This window comes from Lysinibacillus sp. BSL11, from assembly GCF_052928325.1.
On sequence record NZ_JAVGCX010000017.1, the window covers coordinates 73,495 to 99,352 of the forward strand.

Genomic DNA, 25,858 nt, shown 5'->3' on the forward strand with positions numbered 1-25,858 from the left:
ACAGCTTCTGCTCTCATAAATAGAGGAGAGCTTTCTATATAATTGGGGATTTATACTAGCCTTCAAGTCATGTTCGGTTTCCAATCAAACATTTTTTGAGCTATCATGAAGTTTTATTGGAAAGAAAGTTGGGGATCCTTTCGATCCATTGAAAAATAGAGTCTGTTTACTCTATTCAATGTTTTGGCAAATAGCAATTACCTGTTTCACAGCCTCTGCAGAGTGCTGAAGGGCTGCTTGTTCTTCATTTGTTAGGTGCAATTCGATGACAGATTCGATGCCATTGCCACCTAAAATAGTTGGTACCCCTAAAAAGAGATCGTGGTACCCATATTCTCCTTCTAATAGGGCAATAGAGGGGATAATTTTTCGTTGATCTTTGATAATAATTTCAACCATTTGGGCACACGCTGCGGCTGGTGCATAGTAGGCACTACCATTACCTAGTAAGCCAACAATTTCACCACCGCCTTTACGCGTACGCTCCACGATTTGCTGTAGTCGTTCCTGAGGAATTAGTTTCTCTAATGGAATACCGCCTGCATAGGAATAACGGATTAATGGTACCATTTCATCGCCATGTCCTCCTAGGACGAAGCCTGATACATCCTCTGGTGCAATGTGAAGCTCCTGCGCCACAAACGTGTTGAAGCGAGCTGTATCTAACACACCAGATTGACCAATGATACGATTTTTGGCAAAGCCTGTTTCCTTATGACATACATACGTCATGGCATCAACAGGATTACTCAACACAACAACAATACTATTTGGAGCATAGTGTTTAATTTGTCTTGAAACCTGTTGAATGATTTTAGCATTTGTTGTGACTAAGTCATCCCGACTCATCCCTGGTTTACGTGGAATACCTGCTGTAATGACAACAATATCCGCGCCAGCGATATCTTCATATTGACTCGTGCCTTTAATGGACACATTGAATTTTTCGATGGGGCCTGTTTGTAGTAAATCCAAAGCTTTCCCTTTTGTTGGGTTCTCGGCTTCTGGAATATCAACAAGCACTACATCACCTAATTCTTTCTGTGCTAAAAATAAACTCAGTGTGGAGCCAGTGTGACCTGCTCCAATAACAGCGATTTTATTTTTACGAAATGCCATTATGCCTCACCTCGATTATCTGTCGACGATGTTGTTTCTGTTGTTTTTTTAGCACGCGTTGCTGCTGGTGCAGAAACAGCCTTTTTCTTTGGTGCTTCTGGTCCTTTAATCATTTTAAAGACATCTTCATCAGGTCTCGGAATGACGTGAGCGCCTAATAATTCACCAACACGCATAGCGGCTGCTTTTCCAGCCTCTACTGCGGCTTGTACAGAACCTACGTCACCCTTCACGACAATCGTCACGATACCACCATCTACAAATTCTTGTTTGACGATTGTGACATCTGACGCTTTAATCATCGCATCAGCAGCTTCATAAGAACCAACTAATCCTTTTGTTTCAATCATTCCAATTGCGCTACTCATTGTCCTCACCTCTCATTACTTCCGTAGAATCAATAATACCAATGACAACTGCATCAATCGGTAACGGATTATCTTTCATAATATAGCGAGATGACCCACCACTTGTAATCAGGACATCATCACCAATACCCGCTCCTATACGATCAGCTGCAACCATTTCTGTGCGAATCGGCTGTTGATTGGAATCAATAGGTTGAATGATTAGTAGCTTTAAACCATTCAGCCCCTCCTCCTTGCGTGTTGCCCATACACTGCCTATCACTCTTCCCATTTGCATGAACTTCACCCTCTTTATGCGACACACATTGTCTTACTACTCTGAACGAATCGTTAATGTTTTATTTAACTCTCGCAGCTTATCATAAGCCAATGCTGTCACAATGGTTTTCTTTGGAACGACAATTTCTTGTGCATCGATATCGAGCACTTCTATTTGTGAAAGTAGCTTTTTGTCATAATGATAGACGGACGGTTGCTCTACTTTCTGTACGACTGGCGACTGCTCTTTCACAGTGATCATAGGTTCACTTACTTGATGATGCACGATTTCTGCAAGCGTTCCTTGTTGAATTAACCCTGCATTTGCTTCATCTGTATCAATATGCATTTCTAAGCGATAACGCTCTGAAACACGGATAACCACATTCGATAAAATAATTGGGCGAATACCTTCTACCTTAATTTGGACAGATTGCCCATCTACGACTTGGAATCTCGCACTATCCGCTGGGGACATATGAATATGTGCCTGTGCAATAATGAGTCCTTCATTTAACACAACACTTCCCTTTGGACCAATTAATGTAACAGGACTGGAACCTTGTATATCACCAGAAATTCTTAATGGTGGCTTCAGACCTAATTTCATAGCATCTGTCCAGCTTACTTCCACTTGGGATAAGGAACGAGCGGGACCAAGAATACGCACTCGCTCAATTGACCCTTTTGGACCTGCAATTACTACAGTTTCTTCCGCAGCAAATTGCCCTGGCTGTGAAAGCTCAAATTTTGGTGTGAGCTGATAATTTTCACCAAAGAGCTGTTCCACTTCTGCTTGTGCAAGATGGACATGGCGGGCAGATACACCAATCGGGATTTTACCGTCATGTGGAGGGGAAGATTGATTTTTTAAGACCTGCTGCAGAACTTCTTCCACAATTTTTTGCACTAAATTTTCTTGCATCTTGCCTCCTCCTTACGATGATACTTTTATTAATTTACCCTGTGCCTGCTGTTCAATAAAACCAGCATTTGCTTCATCCGTATCAATGTGCATTTCCAGACTAAAATCATTGGAAACACGTACAACGACACCTCGGAAAGTGACAGGTCGATCACTTACAACTTCCACTGAAACTAATTCATTATTTCGTACTTCCAATTCTTTGGCATCTTCCTCAGTCATATGAATATGCGCCTGTGCAATGATGACTCCCTGCTGGATCTCTATTTCTTTGTCTTGAGAAAGTATTTTAATGCCCGCAGAATTATCAATATCACCTGATTGACGTAAAGGTGGTGTCACTCCTAGCTTCATGGCATCAGTGCGGCTTACCTCTACTTGGGTTGCTGGTCTTACAGGTCCAAGGACACGGACATTATGAATAACACCTTTGGGTCCCTCAATAGAGACGCGCTCTTTTGCAGCAAATTGCCCTGGCTGTGATAAGTCGAAATCTTTCGTTAGGGTTGCATTTGGACCAAAAAGTGCTTGTAAATCCGCTTCACTTAGATGGATATGACGCGCCGAAATGGCCACTGGAAAAGTTTTTGTTGCTGTTGTCATGTTAGCCACCTCTTTATTTTGTTGATGATTTTATCTGAACAAGGTGAGAGCTGTTCTAAAGATAGATCCAGCTCTCCTCTATAAATGGTAGTTATTTTTCCATCTATAGCGTTTAAACGAAACTGAAATTATGCTTCTGCTTTTGGTAAAATCATTTCTAATTCGTGGTGTGGACGTGGAATTACATGGACAGATAATAGCTCTCCTACACGTTGTGCTGCTGCTGCCCCTGCATCTGTTGCTGCTTTTACTGCACCTACATCACCACGTACAAGAACTGTTACGATCCCGCCACCTACATGTACTTTGCCTACTAAATTAACGCTTGCTGCCTTTACCATTGCATCTGCTGCTTCAATTGCTCCTACTAAACCTTTTGTTTCTACCATTCCTAATGCTGTACTCATTTGTCATTCCTCCAAATAATTTATTTTTTTTGTAATGTGATTTGTTTTAATACTTGATCGACAATTTGTTGAACCATCGTTGTATCAAGAGTAGGTTCTTGTGAAACTACCGACTCAACAACGGACTGTACTTCGAATTCTGGTTTTGGCACTTCGACATCTTTAATGCCATACGCCATACGTTTGATATTTAATAAATGTCTTGCTGTAATGTTGTCTGACGTAATATTGCCGCCAAATGTCCCACAGCCTAATGTAAAGGATGGCGCCAAGCCTGTTGTGCCACCTACTGCACCAATTGAGGATAATGTATTAACCACAATTCGTGATACTGGTAATTCGACAGAAAATTGCTCTGCTAATGCTGCATTTTCAGTGTGAATAGAGCATGTATGTCCGCGTCCTCCAATATTTAGCAGGTCAATCATCACCTGCTTGGCTTCTGTACTGTTTTCAACAACATAAAGCGCAAAGATTGGTGATAGTTTTTCAAGAGAAAACGGAATATTTTTACCAATCATTGTTTCGAAGCCCACAAGAACTTTTGTATCGTCTGGTACCGTGATACCAACAGAATCAGCTAGGCAAGTAGCTGATTTACCAACAATCTGAGGATTTACTTTCCCAGGAACGGGCGAGATCAATTTTTCCATTTTAGCTTTTTCTTCGGCATTTAATAGATAGGCACCATTTTTCTTTAATTCTGTTTGCACTTGCTCGGCAATCACCTTATCCACAATAATAGCTTGCTCTGTTGCACAGATTGTGCCATTATCGAACGATTTACTTTGCACCAATTGGCGTACAGACTTTTGAATATTAGCCGATTTTTCGATGTAAGCTGGTACATTTCCTGGCCCAACCCCATAGGCAGGTTTGCCAGAGCTATAGGCTGCCTTGACCAATGCACCACCACCCGTAGCTAAAATTAAATGGATGTTTGGATGCTTCATTAGCTGCTGTGTTGCTTCCATGGAGGACATTGTTAAACATTGTAGTAATCCTTCTGGCGCACCTGCTTTTTCAGCAGCTACTCGACAAATATCTAAAGCCTCTTTTGTACATTTCACTGCATATGGGTGTGGACTAAGCACTAAACCATTTCTCGTTTTTAAAGAAATAAGTGTCTTAAAGATTGCTGTAGAGGTTGGATTTGTTGTTGGTACGATACCAGCAATGACACCGAAAGGACTTGCAATTTCGGCTACTTTTTTCATCCGATCATAGCCCACAATACCAACTGTTTTTAATTCTTTAATATCTTCATAGACATCTCGTGAAGCTACTTCATTTTTCATCTTTTTATGGTTAGGAATACCCATTCCTGTTTCTTGCACAGCCATTTTTCCTAAACGCTCTGCTTCCTTAAAGGCAGCATCCGCGACAGCCTTTACAATGTTGTCTACTTGTTGCTGAGAAAATTGCATATAGGCAGCCTGTGCTGTATTAGCATGTTTAACGGCATCTCTCATTTCCTGAATCGCTAATAAGTCTTTGTCTAATGTGGCCATAAAGCCGCCTCCCTTCTAGATCACTGGGTTTCTAGCTATATTTTCAATAGCTTCTCTGAATGCATGTGCCGCAGCCTCGCAAGAAGATTGACTGCCAGTTAATAAGCCGCCCCCAAAATTGGTTTCAGATGGAGGACCAAAGAAAACCTTTAGCTCAACATCTGCAGCCTTTAATGCTGCATCTAATCCTACAACTGCTTCAAGCGGCGGTGCGATTAAATAAGCAAGTGGGGTGCCAACCTTTACATCTGCAAGCTCAGCAAGATACGTCCCACAGCTTGCCACAGTATGGGCAAACAAGGCATGATTGTCATTATTATTAATGGCTTCAAAATACGTATCAAATTCAATTTTTTGTTGAATGGCATCAAGACCACTACGAATTTCATCAGGTGAGCTTCCAGCAATAATGCCAATCACTTCACCTGACAATGGACCAGACGAATGTGCCGCTCCCGCATAAAAGCTTTTTGCATAGACAACATCGACATCTGCCTTTTTCGTCGCCTCATCGAAGGCTACATAGCCCACATCGTCGATTGTCAGTGTGACAAGTCCAATGCTATGATGATGTGGCTTTAAATCTAACTGCTCTGCTAGTTCACTATTGACTCTTGGAATGGTTTGCATCGCCAAGATTTGAGCCATAATTTTTTGAGGATACATATTTCAGCCTCCTAACCTTCTTTTGCGACAAGCTCTACGCCACTTGCCTGATAATGCAGGATTTTTTCTACGACTGTGCCAAGATAAGCTCCCGCTTCTAATGGTGGGATACCACCCTTATGGATATTTGAAATTACCATGCGTTCAGCTTCCACTGTCCCAATTCTTGGCTTGTAGCATAAATATGCACTCATCGATTCTGCCGATACGAGCCCTGGACGCTCACCAATTAGATAAACAATTACCTCTGCCTGTAGCAGCTCACCAATCTCATCCATTAAGGCAACACGCCCTTTATCGATATAGAACGTAGTACCGATGTCAATTTTTAAATTGCTAAGACTTTGCTGAAGGGCTAAGTAAACATCTTGAACATTCTCCTCAATCGCACTTGCACTCAAGCCATTCGAGATAATAATCTGTACCTTTGGCTGTGGTTTACATTTTTGCTGAATCAATGCCTTTGATTCTTCTGATAAACGACGCCCTAAGTCAGGTCTTGTAATGTATTCCTCTTTATCTGTGACTTTCGTTGTGACCTGAAAGACATCAAGCTTTTGTAAAAGTTCTTCTGTCACTTCGCCATATACAGCATCTACTGCAGCAGCATGATCGAGTCGGAATTTTAACCAGGTTTTCGTTTTCGGTCTTGTTCCCGCTCTCCCTACACCAATACGAGCTGGTGTATGTTTCTTAGCAGCCTGCACACTTTCACTTAACGATCCTGCCTCAAACTGAAAGGGCTTGATCGGCACAGCGTCATTTACTGGTTGGTCGAAAGTAGCAGAAGCAACCGTTGTTACTTGCTGTGGAGCTCCATGCTGATACAGCTGAATTAATGGCTCCTGTGATGTTGCGATAGCTTCTGTTGTTTCTGAAGAACGATTTTCTACTGTATCATAAAATTTAATAAGTGGTTGCTCTGTTGGAGTAGCTGCTATTTCAGGTGTTTGGCTACCTGTACTTTTCTCCATCTTCTCCATGACAAGCTGTGTAATCATAGAAACTAATTGATCATTCACTTGACTCACCTACCTTTCAAAAATGGATAAATCGCCAGCTCTTGCTGACAGTCGACCATTTTCATAAATGCCCATTTTCTCTAACCAGGCTAAATACTCTGGTGCTGGTTTTTTACCAAATGTTTGGAGTAATGTAGCCACATCATGGAAGCTCATCGATTGATAGTTGAGCATCACATCATCGCCCATTGGCGCAGCAATAATAAAGTTAACGCCAGCAGCTGTTAGCAATACACTTAAATCTTCCACATCATTTTGGTCAGCTTTAATATGGTTGGTATAGCAAATATCTACCCCCATAGGAATACCATGCATCTTGCCCATGAAGTGATCCTCGAGACCTGCTCGAATGACTTGTTTATTGTTGTATAAATACTCTGGGCCAATAAAGCCAACTACGGTGTTCACAATATAAGGATTAAAATGTCTTGCAAATCCATAATTGCGCGATTCCAGAGTTACTTGGTCAATGCCCATATGTGCCTCTGCCGATAGCTCTGACCCTTGACCTGTTTCAAAGTAGAATAAATTTGGACCAGTACCTGTTCCTTGCTTTTTAATGAGCTCCTCTGCTTCTCTTATTAAATCAGCAGAAATACCGAACGAACGGTTAGCAATTTCTGTCCCTGCGATACTTTGGAAAATCATATCTGCTGGGGCGCCTTGTTTAATCGCCTTCATCTGTGTTGTAATATGAGCTAATACACAGTTTTGCGTAGGAATCGACCAATCATTGATGAATTCCTTTGTAGCCGTAAGTACTTTTTTGACACTTTCAACTGAATCATCTACAGGATTAATGCCGATAACAGCATCCCCAATACCATAGGACAGTCCTTCTTTTAGAGAAGCGATAATGCCATCAATATTATCTGTCGGATGATTTGGCTGTAGACGAGATGACAGCGTCCCTTTTTGGCCAATCGTAATATTACACGTTGAAAGTATTTCAACTTTATTGGCTGCATGTACAAGATCTAAATTGGACATTAGTTTTGTAACAGCGGCAATAATCTCGGAATTCATCCCTTTACTTAAACGCTTTAATTCACGATCACCCGTGTCATTTGATAGAATGTATTCACGCAGCTGCTCGATGCTCCAGTTTTTGATTTCTCCATATATTTGCTCATTAATATCGCCCTCAATAATGCGTGAAACCTCATCATTTTCTTGTGGCACTAATGGATTTTCGCGGATATCTTTAACTAAAAGCTCACTTAATACAGCCTTTGCTGCGATTCGTTGTTGAACCGTCTCAGCGGCAATACCTGCTAGCTGATCACCTGATTTTTCTTCATTGGCCTTAGCCATAACATCTTTTAATGATTTAAAATTATATTTTTCTCCACCAAATATCACCGATAAGTTCACATTCATCCTCCTTACTTTGAATGGAAGGCAAGGGTCTTCACCACAACAGGAACAACGCCAGATGGCAGAACCTCTCCAATGTCGATGTAATCGCCCGTTTCCACTTTAATTTGATCGATACAAATAATTGGTACTGTCGCATTTATGGCTTGTATGGTCTGTCCAATAATCTTTGCATAATCTGATTGAATGACTATGATAATTGGTATGTCCTTAGAGCATCTTGTTGCCAAATGTAGCAAAATGGCCTGACACAATGCATGTACATCCTGAAAGCTTAAATATGGCAATTCACTAAAATAGAGTGCAAATGGCGAACGATTGTCCTGTATAGAAAATAAATCATTTGCTCTCTCTACTGCTGTCCTTACCGTCGAGTTAAAGTCTGTTGAATGATCTAGATGACAATTGAAGACAGGTACATTTTTTAGTGGTAACACTTGTGCATCCACCTGAATGGTTGCCCCACTGATTTCAGTGGTTTGCGTACCAGCACCAGTCACTGTTGCACGTGCTGTTTCCTCTGGTCGTAACCATAAAAATGATTGTAGCTGTTCATGCTGTTGTAGCATTTTCGCTAATTTTTCACCAATATCATCATATTGACGCTGTGTACATTCATTTTCATAAATACAAGAGGCCACTCCACCCGTAAAAACAATAGCATCCACAGGTTTATGCCAGTTTGGTAAATGCCCTAGTAATAACGGATGCTTTTCATCTCTGCATTGTCCATAAAGAATCATGGCAAGTGTTTGCACCATTTCTTCAATACAATGTGTCACTCGAATATCTTCGGCCGCATCACCAACCGCTAACGGATTAGCCCATCGTTCCATCAATCGTATGAGTGGCGGAGAAATTGATTGAATCTTGCCATCCTTAAACTCAATCAATCTACCACCAACATGTAAGGTACATGTACCTATGACCTCTCCAAATTGCATAACAGCAATATTCGCTGTCCCTCCACCAATGTCGATATTGGCGATGACTTTGGATGAATTCTTTGATTGCTGTAAAGTACCTGCCCCTTTGGCAGCAATGATGCCCTCTAAATCAGGACCTGCGGTAGCAACTAAAAAATGACCTGCGCCATCTGCAATGGTATGGACAACCTCACTTGCATTTTCCTTCGTAGCTGATTCACCAGTAATAATGATGGCCCCTGTTGCAATATCAGATGGAGCAATTTGTGCCAATTGATACTGTTGAGAAATAAATTCCTCTATCTTTTTCATATCAATGATGTCTTTATTGATGAAAGGTGTTCTGATAATTGGACTTTGATGCAACACCGTTTTCTCAATAATTTCAATCCTTGGCACATGTGTTACGCCAGCCACATTCTTTAACAGAAAACTACTGACAACCATTTTTGTGGTACTTGTCCCAATATCAATGCCTGCACTAAATATTTTTTCAGTTTTCACCCTACACCTCCCTCTCGCTACTGTGAGCAATACATGAGATACGGACTATCGCTTTCCTTAACAAATTGTCGAATTTCTTCATTTGTCTTGAGTTGAATCAATGGTTCAATTAATTCAATGCCAAGTTTTTGCCATGAAGAGGTTTTCACGATAGGGCCCTGCGTCATAACATTTTTTAATAAGGCGGTAGCCCTTTCTACATCTGCATTAGGGGCATCGATCTTGGTAATAACACCTATTTGTATTTTGGGAATCCCTAAGCTAAATTGCGGAGGGAATACACTCCTTGCTGATGTGGCATCCTGCAAGTAAATTACATGGGTTACTTCCAAAGATGTTGCCATAATATTTCTGTAATACATTGGATTTTCTACATATTCACCTGGTGTATCAACAATCCAGTCATCATAAACGAGTGCTTGTGTTTTGTTGGCACTGCTTTCTTTGCCCAACAATGTATTCATCAATGTTGACTTTCCTGCTTGCACACCGCCTATTATCATTACTCGATTTTTCATATGACACATCCTATGATTTTGTTATTTTTGATGGTGTATAACCTAATACCTCGGATAAAAAACGATTAATTTCTAACATCGCCATTTCTACCTCTGACACACTACCAACAATAACGAGACTACCTGTAAAACGATCTAAAAATCCTAGTTTGACATTGGCAGCCTTGGTCGCTAAGTCTCCTGCAATAATTACCGTTTCACTTGGCGTACAAGTCATAATGCCAAGGGCACCTGCTTCTTGGATACCTAGCTTTTGAAACATTTCTGGATCAGGATTGGCAATAAGGTGACTCAATGTTAGCTGTTTACCCGGCACAAACTCCTGAATAAATCGTTTTTTCTCTTCACTCACACGTCATCACCTCACTTTTTCATTGATTATGATTTTGATCTGTTAAATACTCGCCTTCTTTAATAATGCCAGCCTTGCGATCCTCAATTTCTAGCCTTAATGCAGTTGGTACTGAAAGCTTATAGGCTAAAATAATCGCAATAACACCCGCTAAAAACTTTCCAGCGATAACAGGCAGGATAATCGTTGGCTGGAAGTTCGCCGTGAATGATAAGTGATCACCTAATAAGAAGGCCGAACATACACCAAACGCAATGTTAATTACTTTATCCTTTGGTGGCATATGGCGAACTAGTGTGAACATCGCCAAAATATTCGCAATCGTTGCTAATAACCCCGCACTTCCTACAGAGGATAAGCCTAATTTTTTACCACCTGCTTCAAGTGGCTTGGAAGCATATTTTCGAATTAGATACACCATTGGGAAGGCACCCGCTAGCATAATCCCGATATAACCGGCTGTTTCTAATGCTCGGAACTGATCGATTTCATCAGCCATGATTGGATCGAAGCCCCACGCGCCAAAAATCTTTGTAAAAATACCTGTAAAAATCTCAACAATAGAGAACACTAACACCAGTTTAATTCCGGCATCCATTACACGACCGAATACCATGAAGCCAGTAATCATGCCGTTTGGAATAAGCTTTAAGCCTAGTGCGATTAAGATAACGAAAATGAATAAAGGTAGTAAGTTAATTAATATTTGTAAAACAGAAATGGCAAATACATATGTAGGAGCCTCTGTTGTACTAATGACTTCACGTACTTCTGTGTTGAATAGCACAATCATGATAGAAGAAATAAATGCACCAATCGGAATTGTTAAAACGCCAGCCATAATTCCTAGCGCCATGTATTTATGATCACGTTTATCCAACATCGCAAGGCCCATTGGAATCGAGAATACGATAGTAGCACCTGACATAAAACCAACAACAAGAGCCATTACCCATCCCTCATAAGACTCCTTTAACGCATTGGCTAATTGGTAACCACCCATGTCCGATGCTAAAATCGTCGTCGCTGCAATTGCCGGATCTGCACCAATTAACTCAAAAATCGGACTAATAAAATGACTAATAAACCATGTTAAGTAAGGTATAGCTGCCATGATCCCTGCTGCTGGGACAAAAATATGACCAACTGTATGGATCCCATTCATAAATTCTTTCCCAATCCCATACTCAGCATCTCGGATAGCTCCGATTGCCCCTAAAACAGCACAAATCATAATAATATAAACGATAATCGTTCCTATCATTGCCATCTTACTCATCACCCCTTTTTTATTTATAAATTTATATAAAAAAAAGGCACTTTAAAGAAGAAATCTCTTTAAAGCGCCTTTGCTTCAACTATTGACTTGTAGGTTGTTAATAATTTGCTGTGCAATATGCACCATTTCCTGTTGTGTTTGCATGCTTTCATTACGAATCTTACGATAAGCCTCGTCCTCGCTTATATTTTCAGCCTGCATCAGCAAGCCCTTTGCTCGTTCAATGACTTTTCGCTTATCTAATTGTGTTTGCTTATGTAAGATCTCCCCATTGAGACGGTTGAATTTATCAATTTGATGAAAAGCAACCTCTAGCACAGGCAACACATTTTTTTCAGAAAACGGTTTCATTACATATCCTAATATATTATCCTGCTTCATGTATAGCAACAATTCTTTTTCACTATAGGCCGAGATGAAAAGAACGGGTATACCAAGCTGTTGTTCAATAATTTTACTTGCCTTTAAACCGTCAAGTTTAGGCATTTTAATGTCCATTAAGATTAACTGTGGTTTATGTAAAAAGGCTAATTCAATGGCTGTTTCCCCATTGTTCGCTTGAGCTACAACTTCGTAGCCGTTATCTTCTAACATAAACTTCAAATCAATCGCAATCAGTGATTCATCTTCGACAATCATAACTTTCCTAGTCATTTACGATAAATACCTCCTCACTTACAGGGAACTGAATTTGAGTATGTGTACCTTCATTACTAGGGATAATTGAAAATGAGCCAGCTAAATCATATTCTACAAGCCTTGTGATAATCTCCATACCAAAAGATGCCTTCACCTCTTGCATTCCAACGCCGTTGTCAGAAATATGAAGCGAAATTGTAGAATCTTCCTGAATGAATTGAATATCGATGACTCCTTCATCACGTCCGATAAACGCATACTTTAATGCATTTTGCAGTAGCTCACAAATAATGAGTGCTAAAGAGACTGCCTTTTTTGAATGGCAGAACAGCTGCAAATTTTCATGATGAAAGGCTAGTTGAATAGTTGCTGTATTAGACGTACCAATCATTTTATGACCAATTTTTTTAGCTAATGCGATAACATCCACTCTTTCTTCAGCGTTATCTTCATTTTCTAAAATCAGCTCATATACCGATGAAATACTATAGATTCGATTTAATGCCTCTTGAAACGCACTTGCATTTGAAGCAGACAGATCATTTCGCATTTGCAAACGTAATAGACTTGTCACTGTCTGAAGATTGTTTTTCACTCGGTGGTGAATTTCTCTTATCGCAAATGTTTTCATCATTAGCTCATTTTCTTTCAGCTTAAGCTCTGTTAGATCATGAATAATGAGTAGTGTGACTTTCTCGTTATGACTGCGAATAGGAATCTTCTTCACAATAAAGGATTTACGATCAATCGTAATTTCTAGGAAAAAGACATCGTCGCCTTTATCATAGACCTCCTGTAAAAAAGGTAAGATTTTATCCAACGCTATATTGTCAAAATTTTCTAATCCAGATAGCTCCGAAATAAAATGATAGCCTGCTGGATTACTATAAATCACTTTATTTTCGTGATTTGTGAGAATAATCGACTCTACGAGTAAATCAGAAACAACTGGAATTGGTTGAGAATTTGGTTCAACAATATGCTCAATTAATGCAAAGGGCATATTCTGAAAATCATCCTTCGGTGTCGTTTGCATCTTCACCATTTTTTCCTGAATCAACACAGCAATTACTTGCTGCTGCTCATTAAAAATTGGAATGACATTTTGCTCCACCGTTATGCCTTCCTGCGTAATTGCTCTGGAAATAGATGATTTTTCTTTATGTTTAAACGCAGCAAATACAGCTGGTTCAAAACTTTCAAATACGAATTTTCCGATAACTGATTTTTCGTATAAACCAATCTCTTTCTTCGGGAATGCCTCTGCCACAACAATTGCATGCGGTAAATTCTCCAACAGGCAATCTATGAACATGTAACAATCAGTCAACTCAGCATAATACGTTAGCGTAGCCTCTATTTCTATTAACTTGTCAATATCCGTTGCCGATAGATTTGTATATTTTCTACACAATGATTGAATGTTCGACAGGTTTAAGCCCCCTATCAATGAATAGTCAGCAAGCAATTTGACTATTCTTAAAAATCTTTGTCATTATTATAAACCTTTTGTGAAATTATTTTCAATATAAAAAATATATTCTTTCACAAGATTTCGTTGCATTACAAAGAACTATATAGCTTAAAAGAGAAATATTCAACAGTTTTTTAAAGATCCATAATTTAACTACACACATAATGTTATTTCAATATAATAAAAAAAGAGCTTACCTTTTGGGTAAACTCGCTTCTTTCTATTTTATTTCTGGTACAACTGCTAATATATTTTCAAAGGCTGCACGCTGTTTTTGTTCATCTTCATTTAATAAAATGTGAATATCACCATGGTCATTCGATGTACGAATTAAGCGCCCCATCCCTTGCTGCAAGCGTAATTGCATGAAAGGTAATTCCACTTCCTCAAATGGGTTTTCTGCAAATGTACGTTTCGCATCAAATAATGGGTCCTGTGGAGGAAACGGTAAATCATAAATAATCACACGCGTTAATGCTTCCTCAGGCAAATCTAACCCTTCCCATAAATGATATGAACATAATGTTTTAACTGTTCCTTGCTGGAAGTCTCGAACAATGGCTGATAGCTCTCGATCTCCCTCAAATGCTACATACATACGTTCCATTATTGGTAATTCTGCCTTGAAGTTTAGCATGGCTTGCTTCGATTTAAATAAAATCAACGTTTGCTCGCCATCACGCAACAACTGCTGAACACGTGCTGTTTTGTCTCGTTGCGTAAGCTCATGTAAATAGATTTTCATAACCTCTTCATAGTCGAATGGGGATGGCACAGAAAATGATTGGTAATCTCGAATTCCTAAACTATAGGCAATATAAGAAAAGTCTTTATTAACCGATAGCGTGGCAGAAGAAAAGACGATTGGAAGCTTTTTAGAGAATAATTTTTCTGCTAAAACTTCTGTGATTAAACGAGGCATAATGACGAGCGTTTCTTCACCATCTGTTTCCTCTAACCAATCTACTGCATCTCCCTGTGCGATGAAAATACGCAACGAAGCCTCATATTGTTCTAAATATTCTTCTGCCATATTTAGCTCATATTCAGGAATCATGTACATTTCTGATTCAAAAACGAATTCTTCCATCAATGTTTCTACATCATCAATTAACTGCTTCCCGTAAGTAAGCAATGTTTTTGATTTGTTTATGCGTTTGCGATCTTCATTAGAAGCGACGATATCATCGCGAAGTTGATCAAAAAATAGTTCATGATCATCCTGTAATTTCTCCATTGCATACAGTGTGCGCTCGCGTACACCATCTACCATCAAGCGCTCCAGTAATTGCACAATAGTCGTCGCCTGTACTTTATAGGTCATCGCTTTTTGCGCAGCATACTCCAATAAATGTCCTTCATCCAGCACCATCATTGATACCTCAGGCAGTAATGCTAGCTGACCTTCACGTTCACGAGATTCCTTTGTAGCCAAATGCTCCATTAGAAAATCTTGTGAACAAATAACAAGATCGGTTGATTTTCGATAATGAGAGCGATGCAATGTTTGCCCACAGCGATTACGAAGATCACAAACCGAACATTGCATAATCGAATTGTAATTAACCTTTTGCCAATCCTCATCACTGACTGTTGGATAATCACTGCGTTCCCCATATGGATGAACCGCAATCATCGAACCTTGTGCATAAACACCATCAGGGATAGAAAAGGAAATATCGTCAATCCATTCATCCGACTCCACTTTCTCTGCTTCCTCAAAGCGTTTTAAGCATAAATACTGATCTCTCGATTTTGCTAGACGAACATCAATATCAAGTCCCAACGTTTTTTGGAGTTTATAAATATCGCCCCCCTCTTTTACAAGTTGGTCGATTAATGTTTCATCTGCACAAGCAATCAACGCAGGTTTCCCTGTGTAACGTGCATAGGAAATAGCTGGAAGCAAATAAGCGATCGTTTTGCCAGTTCCCACTCCTGCCTCTGCAAAGAGAACATTTTTTTCTTTTAGTGCTTGTTCTATTTGATAAGCCATAAAGATTTGCTCATCACGGCATTCAAAGCCCTTTTCTGGTAATTCATCATAAAGAACATCGCCCATCCAGTCACCTAATGAATCGAAAAATGAACGGTCCTTTGATAATGCAAATGGTAAAGATTTACGCAATTAATGTTCCCCCTCTTACTATCTGTTGCTATTATACGCGACGAAACGGAAGATAAGAAAAAATCTTATCTTCCGTTACTATTCGTTAATCTCTTTTAGACTTTTGACCCCAGAACTGATAATAATTTGTTTCAATAAAACCATTAAATAATTTACGTTTTTTCGTCGCTTGGCGTCCATATAATTCTTCAAAATTCTTCATGGAGGATAGCATATAAACAGACCAAGTTGGATAGTTTTTCATGACCTTCCCAACATCACGGATCACCTGTTCCACGACTTCCACATCACCAATACGCTCTCCGTACGGCGGGTTCCCAATCATGACACCATCCGTTAACTGTGTTGTAAAATCACGTGCTTGCATTTGCTTAAACGTGATTAACTCTCCAAAGCCTGCTTCTATTGCGTTTTCTTGCGCAATGCTGACCATGCGGTGATCAATATCGGAACCAATAATTTCTAACGGCTGATCATAGTTCGCTAAACTATCTGCTTCATCACGAACCGTATCCCAGATTGCCGCTTTCATCCATGGCCATTCCTCAGAAATGAATTCACGGTTATAGCCTGGAGCTATATTTTGTCCAAACATCGCCGCTTCCAATGTAATAGTACCAGAGCCACAGAATGGGTCAACAAACGGACGATTTGGATTCCATTTTGAAATTTGTACAAGTGCAGCAGCTAATGTTTCTTTTAATGGTGCCTCACCTTGTGCCTGACGATAGCCACGCTTATGTAGGCCAGCACCAGATGTATCAATTGTTAGTGTCGCCACATCTTTTAAAATCGAAACCTCAACTTTGTAAGTCGCTCCAGATTCATCCAAAAAGCCAAGTCGCTTATAATGCTGTTTCATTCGCTCAACGATTGCCTTTTTGGTAATGGCTTGACAATCAGGTACACTAAACAATTTCGATTTTACGGACTTTCCTGAAACAGGAAAAGCAGCGTCCACTGGTAAATACTTCTCCCAAGGGAGTGCCTTCACACTTTCAAATAATTGTTCAAACGATTTTGCTGGGAATTGCCCAACGACAATCTTTACACGATCCGCTACACGTAGCCATAAATTGGTACGCGCAATCGCCGTTTCATCGCCTTCAAAATATACTTTGCCATTGTCAACGGTTGTTTCATAGCCAAGTGCTTTTACTTCTTGTGCCACAATAGCTTCTAAGCCCATTGCTGACGTAGCTACTAATTGATAGTTTGCCATAGATTATTTCCTTCCTTGATGCTCAATTTCCCAATACTCCATAAACTCCATCAATTCGTTTAATGGGAGTGGTTTGCTGTAATAATAGCCTTGGATTATATCACAGTTCATTTTACGTAGTATATCCACTTGTTGTGCTTGTTCTACACCTTCAGCAACAACTTTCATTTTTAAGCGATGGGACATTTGAATAATCGCATCTACAACTGCCTGTTTTTCATCGAGTGATCCAATATGCTGGATAAAGCTACGATCAATTTTTAAACAATCTAATGGGAAGCGAACTAAATAACTTAAGGATGAATAGCCAGTCCCAAAGTCATCGATTGAGATTTTAAAGCCTAATTGTTTTAAACGAACCAATTTACTAACTGTCTCATTGGCACTGTTCATCACCGTTCGCTCTGTCACTTCTATTTCAAAATTGTTAGCTGGCATATTATAGCGCTCTAATATTGTTTGGATCGACTCCAAAAAATTCTGCTGTTTAAAGTGAATGCTCGAGATATTAATGGCGACAGGTGTTTTCCAACCATATTGTCGCATTTGAATGACTGCCTCACATGCTTTTTCGATAATGAGCTCACTTAATGGAATGATTAGACCTGTATCCTCCGCATAAGTGATAAACTCAGCAGGTGAAACAAAGCCTAGCCTCTCGCTATTCCAGCGGACTAGTGCTTCTAAACCTTGAATTTGCTCATTTTCCATAGAAATCTTTGGCTGAAAATGTAGCTCAAATTCACGATTTTCTATTGCTCTTCTTAACTCAGAATCTAGCAATAGCACTCGTTGTGCGTCTGTTTGCAGCTCATCAAAATAGAAGGAATAGCCGTTTAATTCATTCTTTTTTGAATAAGTCATCGCTCTATCTGCACAATTGATCAGTTCTTCTGTGTTTTTACTATCAACTGGATAAACGCTAATACCAATACTCGTTGAAATAAAAACTTCCTGATCATTTATCATCATTGGCTGTTCAATACTACTAATAATTTGTTCAGCGAATTTTGCAGCCTCTTTAACATTTTTCACATTCGTTAATGTAATGACGAATTCATCTCCGCCATATCTTGCAATAATATCTTTATTTTTCAGTAATTTTTTTAGTCGATTTGCTACTTCTATTAAAATTGAATCTCCAACAGCATGGCCTAATGTATCATTAATTTGCTTAAATCGATCCAAATCTAAGAAATAGATCGCATGCTGCACTGAATGAGAAATAGCAGAAGTCGATTCCAAGAGATTATCCATTCTTTCGATATAGGCAAAACGATTGGATACATCTGTTAATGAATCCGTGAGCAAACGCTTTTCTAATTCATTTTCTACTATTTTTCTTTCAGACAAATCTGTGAAAATACCACAGTAATTTGTAACCTCACCCTCATCGTTGGTTACACAAACAATTGTTAACCATTCAGGATATACGTCTCCAGTTTTACGACGATTCCATATCTCACCTTGCCAAATGCCTTCTTGTCGTATCTGCTCCCACATCTCTAAATAGAACGGCAATTCATGTACACCAGATTGTAAAACGGCTGGCGTTTTTCCAACCACATCGTCACATGTATAGCCTGTCACAAATTCAAAGGCAGGATTAACCATTACTATTTTTTTGTATTCATCAGTAATCATGATACCTTCAGATACATTTTCGAAGATTTTAAGTATTAAGGTAGTCGGATATTTAGATATCAGTTTCAGTTTATCCGTACTTTCCCAATTGTTTACTCCGTTCATGTTTCCGCTCCATCCTATCTCTCTATACTCCCTCTCAGAAGGGCATTTACGTCAGGCCAACCACTATGTAATCTATTACGCTCGGTGTAATTGTCACTGACGCTTCTCTTTCGTGCAATGAATGCGTCCAGATTTTTCGAACTTGCTCGAAAAGCGCCTCAAGTAAATCTATGACAATCGCCAAGGCATTCTCTTGATAAACAGGTAACCATACACCTTCAACTGATAAACCATTTAAAGAGGTGGTTGTTATTCCTGGCGTTTGCTTACATTACAAAATATGTGAGCAGTCAAGATCAATACATCACATTGATGCGATAACCGTTTTCAGATGTTGTGACTTAGAAGCGGTAGCGATACTTCTCAAACGTATAGCGCATACCAAGACTTGATTAACAAGGTTACTTTTTCCTCATGAATTCAAAATAAAAGCTCTCCACCGAATTGGAGAGCGCTTGTTATTTCGTAGATAAGCATCAAAAAATTCCATAAGCCATGTTTTGTTCCTGAGTACTCAAACAGCTTGCGCCTCGTACGATCAGGTGGTAATCATCTATCTACAGAGCAAACTCTGTCCCTCTATCCGTTCAATTCCTTCTAGAGAGTGCCCCTACCATAATTTGGGTTTCTCACTCGTGGGGTTTACCTCGTTCCACCTTGCAAGTTTCCAAGCAAGCTTCGTCACTGTGGCACTTTCAGGAAGTGTCAACCATATCCAGAGGACTTAGGTCTTCCTTCCGCCGTCAGCCTTAATAGCTGCCTTACCTTATTTTTTCAGTAAGCACGAACACTACGGTCATCTCAGAACCGTGCGAGCATGGACTTTCCTCTACGACGTCTAGCGCCGCAGCGATTACCAGAATTTCGTGATGATACGAAAGATTATACTAGAGTTTTATGTTAAATACAATATAATTAACTAAATTTATTCGTACAGCTTGCTACCAAATACATGTTTTTCTAAATTAGAAAGACGTTTTAAAATATCAAAATTCGTTGTACCAGCTGCCGCTGAAGCAACCGGTTGTCTCTTAGGTGTGCTTTCAATTTCTTCTTTTAACTGTCTATTTTCTTCACGTAGTTGGGCCACCACTTTTTCAAACGTTTCATAGTCTTGAATAATTTCATCAAGAAAAGAATCTACTTCTTCTACATTGTAGCCTTTAAAGTTCTTTTTAAATTCCTTTTCAAGGATCATTTTTGACGTTAATTTAATGTCCATTCACATCGCCCTTCCTCACACTACATACACGAATACATTATAGCATACTTCATCACATTATATCGTCTGAAAATACTAATTGTAAGGCTAAACTTGTCGTTTCACGCGCTTACCCAAGAATTTATTTCTTATTTCCTAATCTGTGTAGTCTCTTTTCCCAAGAAATTTCCCATTTTTGTTTTTGTTCTACTCTCCATTGCCCATTATTTTGAATGAGACGTATGCCTTCTTGCGTATAATAAAGGGCCTGCTCATAATCCTTCATTTGGTGCTCATAAAGTATGGCTAGCTGCTCAAGGGCATGTAACTTTGTTCTTGCTTCAACAAAATGAAGGGAGGCCACGAATGAGTCAATAGCTTCACTATAGCGTTTATTTTTCTTGTGCTGCAAAGCTAAATAATATTGAGCATGACCCGCTTCTAGTGCATCAAATTTCGATGTCACCTTTTCTAAAATCCTCACACTTTGTGTGCTTTCTCTTAAATCACCATACCATTTCCCAATGTTGGTGAAAGTTTTTGCCGATTCTTCATGGTCCTGCTCGAACAATAAATACGTAGAATGACTATACAGTGTGATAAGTGATAGTAAATCCCACTCATTATGGTGCAAAACCTTTATAAGAGCATCTGGAATGCCACTTTTCACTGCATCCAAATAAATAATAGGTGCGAGATGGCCTGGAATATCCCCTTTACGCGAAAAACCAAGCTTTTCTTCCTCAACAGATTTTAATTTTAAGCGCTCCATATCATTTTTCCATAAACGCTTCGAACTATGCAACAAATCGATCTGTCGCTGAGAGCGTAATTTTGGTAAGGTTTTTTGATGCAATGTCCATCGTGTTTCAAGCTGTGGCCAATCAAAGCTTTTCCCATTATAGGTAATCACAGTAGCTGACTTTTGCCAAAGCTTGGATTCAAATAAGAAGGCTGCTTCATGTGCAGGATCTGCCATAATATATTGTGTGAGGATAAAGGATTCTTCAGCTACCTCTAAAAATCCAAGCAAAAAAATATGGGTCCCAACACCCTTTAAACCTGTTGTTTCCGTGTCAAAAAATAAGACGGACTCTTCCATATCGAGCGCATACGGATGCTCAAACTCAGCATCTTGCCATTTTTTCAGGGCTTCAAAGAATGATTGCAGTTGATAATGTCCATGCTGATAGCTAAACGGATAGCTTACCTGACGCTTAAATACGATGCCGAAATCATTTTCAACAACCGTTAATCCCGCCTGTTTCCATTGCTCTGTATAGCTTGGCCTAGCAGGTTTTTGGAACGCTGGTTCTTCAACTTTTTGTTTAGCGGACATCGTTTTTTTTCCCAGCATTTTTTTCATTTGTAATATTTTATTTTCGTAAGACATGAATTTCACTCATTTTCTGCTTATTGTATAAGACATCTCTCTTGCAAGAGTATCATGATTGTTAACCTCATTCAAAATATTCTTCATTGAAAATCGATTTACCATGAATACAAACAAGAGGGTGAAAGAACATATTGGTGTTCCTCACCCTCAGTTTACTATGCCATTAATTGTTGCAGTAATTTAGCTACCTTTCCTTTTGTTTGAAGCAATGATTCTTGTGCCCCAATACAGGAAGGACAGCCCGATTCACATGCACAATTTGTAACATGCTCATATGTTTTCATGATTAGCTCTTCCCATAGTTCATATACTTTTTCACTTAAGCCGATGCCACCAGGGTACTTATCATAGACAAAAAACGTTGGCCGCTCATTATGTGTGGCCTTCACCTGCGGTACAACGGCTACATCACTACTATCACACTGAATAAACAAAGGAATGAAGGCATTCATCGCGTAGGCTACCCCAGTCATAGCATCTGTTAGCTCTTCCTCTGTCCATTTATCTGGTGCAGTAAACGATAGCCACGAAGCACTTGTATGCATTTCATCTGGTGGCAAATGTATAGGTCCTGAGCCAATATTGTCATGTGTGCCGAAGCGTATTTTCTTGAAAATCGTTGCTTGTGCAACTAAGCCAACATCGCCAAAGCAAATTGTACCACCTGCATATGAACGGCTACGATCTTCCTCTAAAACTTTCATTTCAACTGCTAGATTGGCATCTGTATAGTAATCAACATCTACTTCACGTACATAGGCTTTCTTTTCTTCCCAGTCAAGCTTCTCTACTTGGAACTGAATACCTTGGTGCAAGTAAATGGCTTCTTCATGCAAGAGTGTCATGGCACTATGTCGATCCATTTCACCAATAACCTTTGTCTGTGCAGGAATAGTAAGATCAATAATGACTACATTTTCTTGTGACGCTGAACGTAGGCTAATATCATGCGCCGGGAAACGATCACTCATCCAATGCCATTTATCACTCGTCTTAAAAACTACCCCTTCCTCTGCTAAATATTCCAACAATTCCTGTATGTCATATTCTCCATACATATCGCCTGTTGAAAAAGGTAGCTCGAAGGCAGCACATTTCAAATGATCCATTAAAATCAGCATATTTTCTGGATAAATACGTGCTTCCTCTGGTGTACTGCCTAGTAAAAATAGTGGATGATTGACCACATACTGGTCCAACGCGGAAGATTGCGCAACATAAATAATCAATGCTTCATCCTGACGTCTCCCTGCACGTCCTGCTTGCTGCCAAGCACTCGCAATATTTCCTGGGTAACCTGTCATAATACATGCTTGTAATTGACCGATATCGACACCTAATTCTAATGCATTGGTGCTAACTACTGTTTGGATTGTCCCATCACGCAAGCCTTTTTCGATGACACGTCGCTCAGATGGCAGATACCCACCTCGATAGCCACGTACAGATTCATCGAGCAGCTTATTACGTGTAAGTTCCTTTAAATAGGTTACAATCATTTCTACGCGTACCCGGCTTTTGGCAAAAATAATGGATTGAATGCCAGCCGTGTACAACCTCTTAGCTAAATCACTTACCTCTAATACAGCACTTCTACGCACGCCAAATGTTTTATGAATAATCGGCGGATTGTAAAAAAGAAAGGTTTTCTTACCAACTGGAGCACCCGAATCAGCAATGAGCATGTGTGATTCATTCGTTAGCAACTCAGCAAGCTCTTTAGGATTTTTTATGGTAGCGGATGTACAAATAAACACAGGTTTACTCCCATAAAACTCACAAATTCTTTTTAATCTCCGAATAACATGCGCCACATGGGAACCAAACACACCTTTGTATGTATGCAATTCATCAATCACAATATATTGTAGATTTTCAAAAAGTGAAACCCATTTTGTATGATGCGGCAAAATCCCTGAATGAAGCATATCAGGATTCGTCATCACGATATGCCCTGCCTTACGAACCTTTTGGCGAATGCCTGGAGCCGTATCTCCATCATAGGTATAGCTTAAAATCTCCTCACCGCTTTGCTCAATAAGTTCATTCAAATCATTTTTCTGGTCCTGTGCCAGTGCCTTTGTTGGAAATAAATAAATGGCACGTGCATTTTTATCCTCCATTATTTTTTGTAGCACTGGCAGATGATAGCAATAGGATTTACCTGAAGCAGTTGGTGTAACCGCAGTAAAAGACGTACCACTCTGTGCCAAATCAAATGCCTCTCGCTGATGGGTATAAAGCTGCTCAATACCCCTTGTCTGTAGAGCTTTCACTAAAGAGGGGTGTAAATTCCTAGGAAATGGTGCATAGTTAGCTGGACGCCCTTCTAATGTTTGCCAATGCAGGATACGCTCTTTAAGTTCTTCATCATATCTCCACTCATGTAAAAGCTCACTAATCGTTCGTTTCTTCGATAGCATCCTTCTCTCCCTCCTTAACTAATCGTTCAAATATTTTCAAAGTATAGGAAGTAGAATGAATGGCATCTAAAAAACGTTTTTTACTTGTTTCTTTATAAAAAGATTGCACAACAAATTGCTCCATCGATTCAACGACTGAAGCAATTTGTTGCGTATGCATGTATTTTGGTCGATTTTTTTGAATCCATTTATTGGCTTCTTGCTGCCATTCCTTCAAAAATTGATGGATTTCATCTGCATGTGGCTTTACCTCTTGAAAAAAATCAGGTGTCCGATCTTCCTCACGCATTTGCCAAAAACGTGAAACACACTGATCACATTCATCTATTAATTTGGATGTTTGCTGGATAACTAACAATTTTGCACCTCATCTCTCAACAATTACACATAGCAAATATATTTCATAGTGACGGCATATACATGGTGAGTATGTTTTGTTTTGCACGTCAGCAATGGAAATATCACTGTTTATGACACCTATTTACCACACCTTTGTGGAAAATAATGTCTCAATCTTCATGCTATTGCGTTAGTTCAATTGCTTATGAGATAAGTGTACCAAAGTCTATGATTTTTCACTACTAATAGGCGAACAAGCATTCTTTACTTGCCAGTTCTTTTCTGCTAAGCTTACTTTCTGGCTAACCGCTTTAAGTTGCATAAAAAAATGCAAACTATGAGCATTGTTTTCCAGCGACACTCTCGTGAAAAGTAATTGATTGACCAGATCTAACTGCGCAACTAATTGTTCTAACTTGTTCAAAATAACGCCTCCTTTGCTTTAACTTTAGTATTCCTCGTATGTATAGAATTACCTTCATGCGTGACAAAATAAGCGTAAGTTAGCTGAAAGAAGAAGATTTTCGATAAAATTTTAATAGTGAACCTCTGACAAAAAAAATCGTCATGAATGAAAGGTCACTGTGTGAGTATATTTTCATCCCAATGACCTACTTAAATTTATCAGTTATTTTGGCGATTCTAGTAAGAATAAAGCTGGCGATTTTTCGACGCAAATTATTCCTACTTACCATTTGTTTTCTACTATTCTAGTAACAATTTCATGAATGATTGAGGTAGAGAACAGCTATTAAAACATGGTAAACTAGTGGATAGAAAAGCAGTAAGGTAAAGGGTGAGCTTAATGACAATTCGTTATCCAAACGGGAAATTGTATACCCCAAATGCTTCTGTACAGAAAACAGAAAAAAAGAGCAAAAACAAAGATTTATCTTTTAGTAATCGTGGGAAGACGCTAGAAGATGAAATTAATGAAGCAAACGACTATTATATAAAAAGACGACTTGCTATCATTCATAAGAAACCTGTTCCTGTGCAAATCGTCAAAGTAGAGTACCCTTCACGAAGTGCTGCTGTCATTCGTGAAGCTTATTTTCGAACACCCTCTACAACCGACTACAATGGTGTTTGGGAAGGGCATTATATAGATTTTGATGCAAAGGAAACTGCTTCCAAAACAAGTTTCCCCTTAAAAAATATTCATGAGCATCAAATGACACATATGCAGCAAGTGACGGAACAAAATGGTGTGGCTTTTATTATCGTTCGTTTTTCTGCTTTTGAACGATATTTTATTGTGCCATACAAAGTTTTACAAAAGGCCTGGCAAGCAATGGAAAATGGCAATCGTAAATCGATACCCTTTTCGATTATCGAAGAAGAGGCATATGAAATTCCCACGAGCTATTATCCGCGTATCGATTATTTACCCATTATCCAACAATTGATTGATGCAAAATGCTACGGGTCTGAAAGTGAGGAGAAATAAGA

General features: G+C 39.3%; 25 protein-coding genes and 1 other RNA gene. 1 reads left to right on the forward strand and 25 read right to left on the reverse strand.

What is annotated here, in order from left to right:
* Positions 1-171 precede the first annotated feature (171 nt).
* The 25 genes from mdh to RCJ95_RS19420 all read right to left on the reverse strand — a co-directional run bounded on the left by mdh (position 172) and on the right by RCJ95_RS19420 (position 24,830).
* Positions 172-1,119 carry a malate dehydrogenase gene (gene mdh, locus RCJ95_RS19300; RefSeq protein ID WP_004269326.1) on the reverse strand — a complete coding sequence of 316 codons (948 nt, stop codon included), beginning with the start codon at positions 1,117-1,119 and terminating at the stop codon, positions 172-174.
* Positions 1,119-1,487, reverse strand: coding sequence for a BMC domain-containing protein (locus tag RCJ95_RS19305; protein ID WP_221680704.1), 369 nt, complete (start codon positions 1,485-1,487; stop codon positions 1,119-1,121). The genes mdh and RCJ95_RS19305 overlap by 1 nt, the downstream gene beginning before the upstream one ends.
* Entirely contained in the window at positions 1,480-1,764 is a 285-nt protein-coding gene (locus tag RCJ95_RS19310; protein ID WP_004269324.1) for a EutN/CcmL family microcompartment protein, read from the reverse strand. The genes RCJ95_RS19305 and RCJ95_RS19310 overlap by 8 nt, the downstream gene beginning before the upstream one ends.
* A gap of 36 nt (positions 1,765-1,800) precedes the next feature.
* The gene (locus RCJ95_RS19315) at positions 1,801-2,670 is read right to left on the reverse strand and encodes a phosphate propanoyltransferase (protein WP_009370493.1); all 870 of its coding nucleotides are present in this window, start codon (positions 2,668-2,670) and stop codon (positions 1,801-1,803) included.
* Positions 2,671-2,682: 12 nt separating this feature from the next.
* Complete coding sequence (locus tag RCJ95_RS19320) at positions 2,683-3,273, reverse strand: phosphate propanoyltransferase (RefSeq protein WP_221680703.1); 591 nt, start codon at positions 3,271-3,273, stop codon at positions 2,683-2,685.
* A gap of 128 nt (positions 3,274-3,401) precedes the next feature.
* Entirely contained in the window at positions 3,402-3,680 is a 279-nt protein-coding gene (locus tag RCJ95_RS19325) for a BMC domain-containing protein (protein WP_004269321.1), read from the reverse strand.
* A 20-nt stretch (positions 3,681-3,700) separates the two neighbouring features.
* Complete coding sequence (locus RCJ95_RS19330) at positions 3,701-5,191, reverse strand: aldehyde dehydrogenase family protein (protein WP_312128941.1); 1,491 nt, start codon at positions 5,189-5,191, stop codon at positions 3,701-3,703.
* A 15-nt stretch (positions 5,192-5,206) separates the two neighbouring features.
* A complete protein-coding gene (gene eutL, locus RCJ95_RS19335) occupies positions 5,207-5,857 on the reverse strand; it encodes an ethanolamine utilization microcompartment protein EutL (RefSeq protein WP_221680702.1) in 651 nt (216 codons plus the stop codon).
* Between the two features lie 11 nt (positions 5,858-5,868).
* The gene (gene eutC / locus RCJ95_RS19340) at positions 5,869-6,879 is read right to left on the reverse strand and encodes an ethanolamine ammonia-lyase subunit EutC (protein ID WP_221680701.1); all 1,011 of its coding nucleotides are present in this window, start codon (positions 6,877-6,879) and stop codon (positions 5,869-5,871) included.
* Between the two features lie 9 nt (positions 6,880-6,888).
* Positions 6,889-8,259, reverse strand: a complete 1,371-nt coding sequence (locus tag RCJ95_RS19345; protein ID WP_008176446.1) for an ethanolamine ammonia-lyase subunit EutB — start codon at positions 8,257-8,259, stop codon at positions 6,889-6,891.
* 5 nt (positions 8,260-8,264) lie between these two features.
* Positions 8,265-9,686 carry an ethanolamine ammonia-lyase reactivating factor EutA gene (locus tag RCJ95_RS19350; protein WP_446722637.1) on the reverse strand — a complete coding sequence of 474 codons (1,422 nt, stop codon included), beginning with the start codon at positions 9,684-9,686 and terminating at the stop codon, positions 8,265-8,267.
* Positions 9,687-9,703: 17 nt separating this feature from the next.
* On the reverse strand, positions 9,704-10,204 hold the full coding sequence (locus RCJ95_RS19355; protein ID WP_221680699.1) for a EutP/PduV family microcompartment system protein: 501 nt from the start codon (positions 10,202-10,204) through the stop codon (positions 9,704-9,706).
* 10 nt (positions 10,205-10,214) lie between these two features.
* The gene (eutS, locus tag RCJ95_RS19360; RefSeq protein ID WP_004269314.1) at positions 10,215-10,556 is read right to left on the reverse strand and encodes an ethanolamine utilization microcompartment protein EutS; all 342 of its coding nucleotides are present in this window, start codon (positions 10,554-10,556) and stop codon (positions 10,215-10,217) included.
* Between the two features lie 19 nt (positions 10,557-10,575).
* Complete coding sequence (gene eutH, locus RCJ95_RS19365; protein WP_004269313.1) at positions 10,576-11,826, reverse strand: ethanolamine utilization protein EutH; 1,251 nt, start codon at positions 11,824-11,826, stop codon at positions 10,576-10,578.
* Between the two features lie 84 nt (positions 11,827-11,910).
* Positions 11,911-12,489 carry an ANTAR domain-containing response regulator gene (locus tag RCJ95_RS19370; protein ID WP_004269312.1) on the reverse strand — a complete coding sequence of 193 codons (579 nt, stop codon included), beginning with the start codon at positions 12,487-12,489 and terminating at the stop codon, positions 11,911-11,913.
* A complete protein-coding gene (locus RCJ95_RS19375; protein WP_026023345.1) occupies positions 12,482-13,942 on the reverse strand; it encodes a sensor histidine kinase in 1,461 nt (486 codons plus the stop codon). The genes RCJ95_RS19370 and RCJ95_RS19375 overlap by 8 nt, the downstream gene beginning before the upstream one ends.
* Positions 13,943-14,168: 226 nt before the next feature.
* Positions 14,169-16,076 carry an ATP-dependent DNA helicase gene (locus RCJ95_RS19380; protein ID WP_320939801.1) on the reverse strand — a complete coding sequence of 636 codons (1,908 nt, stop codon included), beginning with the start codon at positions 16,074-16,076 and terminating at the stop codon, positions 14,169-14,171.
* 85 nt (positions 16,077-16,161) lie between these two features.
* The gene (locus tag RCJ95_RS19385; RefSeq protein ID WP_221680696.1) at positions 16,162-17,298 is read right to left on the reverse strand and encodes a THUMP domain-containing class I SAM-dependent RNA methyltransferase; all 1,137 of its coding nucleotides are present in this window, start codon (positions 17,296-17,298) and stop codon (positions 16,162-16,164) included.
* A 3-nt stretch (positions 17,299-17,301) separates the two neighbouring features.
* Positions 17,302-19,047, reverse strand: coding sequence for a GGDEF domain-containing phosphodiesterase (locus RCJ95_RS19390; protein WP_274772449.1), 1,746 nt, complete (start codon positions 19,045-19,047; stop codon positions 17,302-17,304).
* Between the two features lie 484 nt (positions 19,048-19,531).
* Positions 19,532-19,912, reverse strand: an RNA gene (gene rnpB / locus RCJ95_RS19395) — RNase P RNA component class B.
* A gap of 60 nt (positions 19,913-19,972) precedes the next feature.
* The gene (gene gpsB, locus RCJ95_RS19400; RefSeq protein WP_004269307.1) at positions 19,973-20,269 is read right to left on the reverse strand and encodes a cell division regulator GpsB; all 297 of its coding nucleotides are present in this window, start codon (positions 20,267-20,269) and stop codon (positions 19,973-19,975) included.
* 121 nt (positions 20,270-20,390) lie between these two features.
* On the reverse strand, positions 20,391-21,641 hold the full coding sequence (locus tag RCJ95_RS19405) for a ribonuclease H-like domain-containing protein (RefSeq protein ID WP_257521766.1): 1,251 nt from the start codon (positions 21,639-21,641) through the stop codon (positions 20,391-20,393).
* A gap of 158 nt (positions 21,642-21,799) precedes the next feature.
* Positions 21,800-24,067 carry a DEAD/DEAH box helicase gene (locus RCJ95_RS19410; RefSeq protein WP_446722638.1) on the reverse strand — a complete coding sequence of 756 codons (2,268 nt, stop codon included), beginning with the start codon at positions 24,065-24,067 and terminating at the stop codon, positions 21,800-21,802.
* The gene (locus RCJ95_RS19415) at positions 24,042-24,425 is read right to left on the reverse strand and encodes a YppE family protein (RefSeq protein WP_221680679.1); all 384 of its coding nucleotides are present in this window, start codon (positions 24,423-24,425) and stop codon (positions 24,042-24,044) included. Before RCJ95_RS19415 ends, RCJ95_RS19410 begins: the two co-directional genes overlap by 26 nt.
* Before the next feature lie 207 nt (positions 24,426-24,632).
* A complete protein-coding gene (locus RCJ95_RS19420) occupies positions 24,633-24,830 on the reverse strand; it encodes a hypothetical protein (RefSeq protein WP_004225568.1) in 198 nt (65 codons plus the stop codon).
* A gap of 381 nt (positions 24,831-25,211) precedes the next feature.
* Here RCJ95_RS19420 and recU point away from each other — a divergent pair, with 381 nt between their 5' ends.
* Positions 25,212-25,856: a Holliday junction resolvase RecU gene (gene recU / locus RCJ95_RS19425; protein WP_221680678.1), complete on the forward strand. Its 645-nt coding sequence runs from the start codon at positions 25,212-25,214 to the stop codon at positions 25,854-25,856.
* Positions 25,857-25,858 lie beyond the last annotated feature (2 nt).

Bases quoted from the DNA above. Each gene is read 5' to 3' on its own strand.
- RCJ95_RS19355 (WP_221680699.1), bottom strand. From the start codon at position 10,204: ATGAAAAATCGAGTAATGATAATAGGCGGTGTGCAAGCAGGAAAGTCA.
- RCJ95_RS19405 (WP_257521766.1), bottom strand. From the start codon at position 21,641: ATGTCTTACGAAAATAAAATATTACAAATGAAAAAAATGCTGGGAAAA.
- RCJ95_RS19310 (WP_004269324.1), bottom strand. From the start codon at position 1,764: ATGCAAATGGGAAGAGTGATAGGCAGTGTATGGGCAACACGCAAGGAG.
- RCJ95_RS19370 (WP_004269312.1), bottom strand. From the start codon at position 12,489: ATGACTAGGAAAGTTATGATTGTCGAAGATGAATCACTGATTGCGATT.
- RCJ95_RS19345 (WP_008176446.1), bottom strand. From the start codon at position 8,259: ATGAATGTGAACTTATCGGTGATATTTGGTGGAGAAAAATATAATTTT.
- eutL (WP_221680702.1), bottom strand. From the start codon at position 5,857: ATGTATCCTCAAAAAATTATGGCTCAAATCTTGGCGATGCAAACCATT.
- gpsB (WP_004269307.1), bottom strand. From the start codon at position 20,269: ATGGACATTAAATTAACGTCAAAAATGATCCTTGAAAAGGAATTTAAA.
- recU (WP_221680678.1), top strand. From the start codon at position 25,212: ATGACAATTCGTTATCCAAACGGGAAATTGTATACCCCAAATGCTTCT.
- mdh (WP_004269326.1), bottom strand. From the start codon at position 1,119: ATGGCATTTCGTAAAAATAAAATCGCTGTTATTGGAGCAGGTCACACT.
- RCJ95_RS19385 (WP_221680696.1), bottom strand. From the start codon at position 17,298: ATGGCAAACTATCAATTAGTAGCTACGTCAGCAATGGGCTTAGAAGCT.
- RCJ95_RS19325 (WP_004269321.1), bottom strand. From the start codon at position 3,680: ATGAGTACAGCATTAGGAATGGTAGAAACAAAAGGTTTAGTAGGAGCA.
- RCJ95_RS19390 (WP_274772449.1), bottom strand. From the start codon at position 19,047: ATGAACGGAGTAAACAATTGGGAAAGTACGGATAAACTGAAACTGATA.
- RCJ95_RS19305 (WP_221680704.1), bottom strand. From the start codon at position 1,487: ATGAGTAGCGCAATTGGAATGATTGAAACAAAAGGATTAGTTGGTTCT.
- eutH (WP_004269313.1), bottom strand. From the start codon at position 11,826: ATGGCAATGATAGGAACGATTATCGTTTATATTATTATGATTTGTGCT.
- RCJ95_RS19320 (WP_221680703.1), bottom strand. From the start codon at position 3,273: ATGACAACAGCAACAAAAACTTTTCCAGTGGCCATTTCGGCGCGTCAT.
- RCJ95_RS19315 (WP_009370493.1), bottom strand. From the start codon at position 2,670: ATGCAAGAAAATTTAGTGCAAAAAATTGTGGAAGAAGTTCTGCAGCAG.
- RCJ95_RS19330 (WP_312128941.1), bottom strand. From the start codon at position 5,191: ATGGCCACATTAGACAAAGACTTATTAGCGATTCAGGAAATGAGAGAT.
- RCJ95_RS19410 (WP_446722638.1), bottom strand. From the start codon at position 24,067: ATGCTATCGAAGAAACGAACGATTAGTGAGCTTTTACATGAGTGGAGA.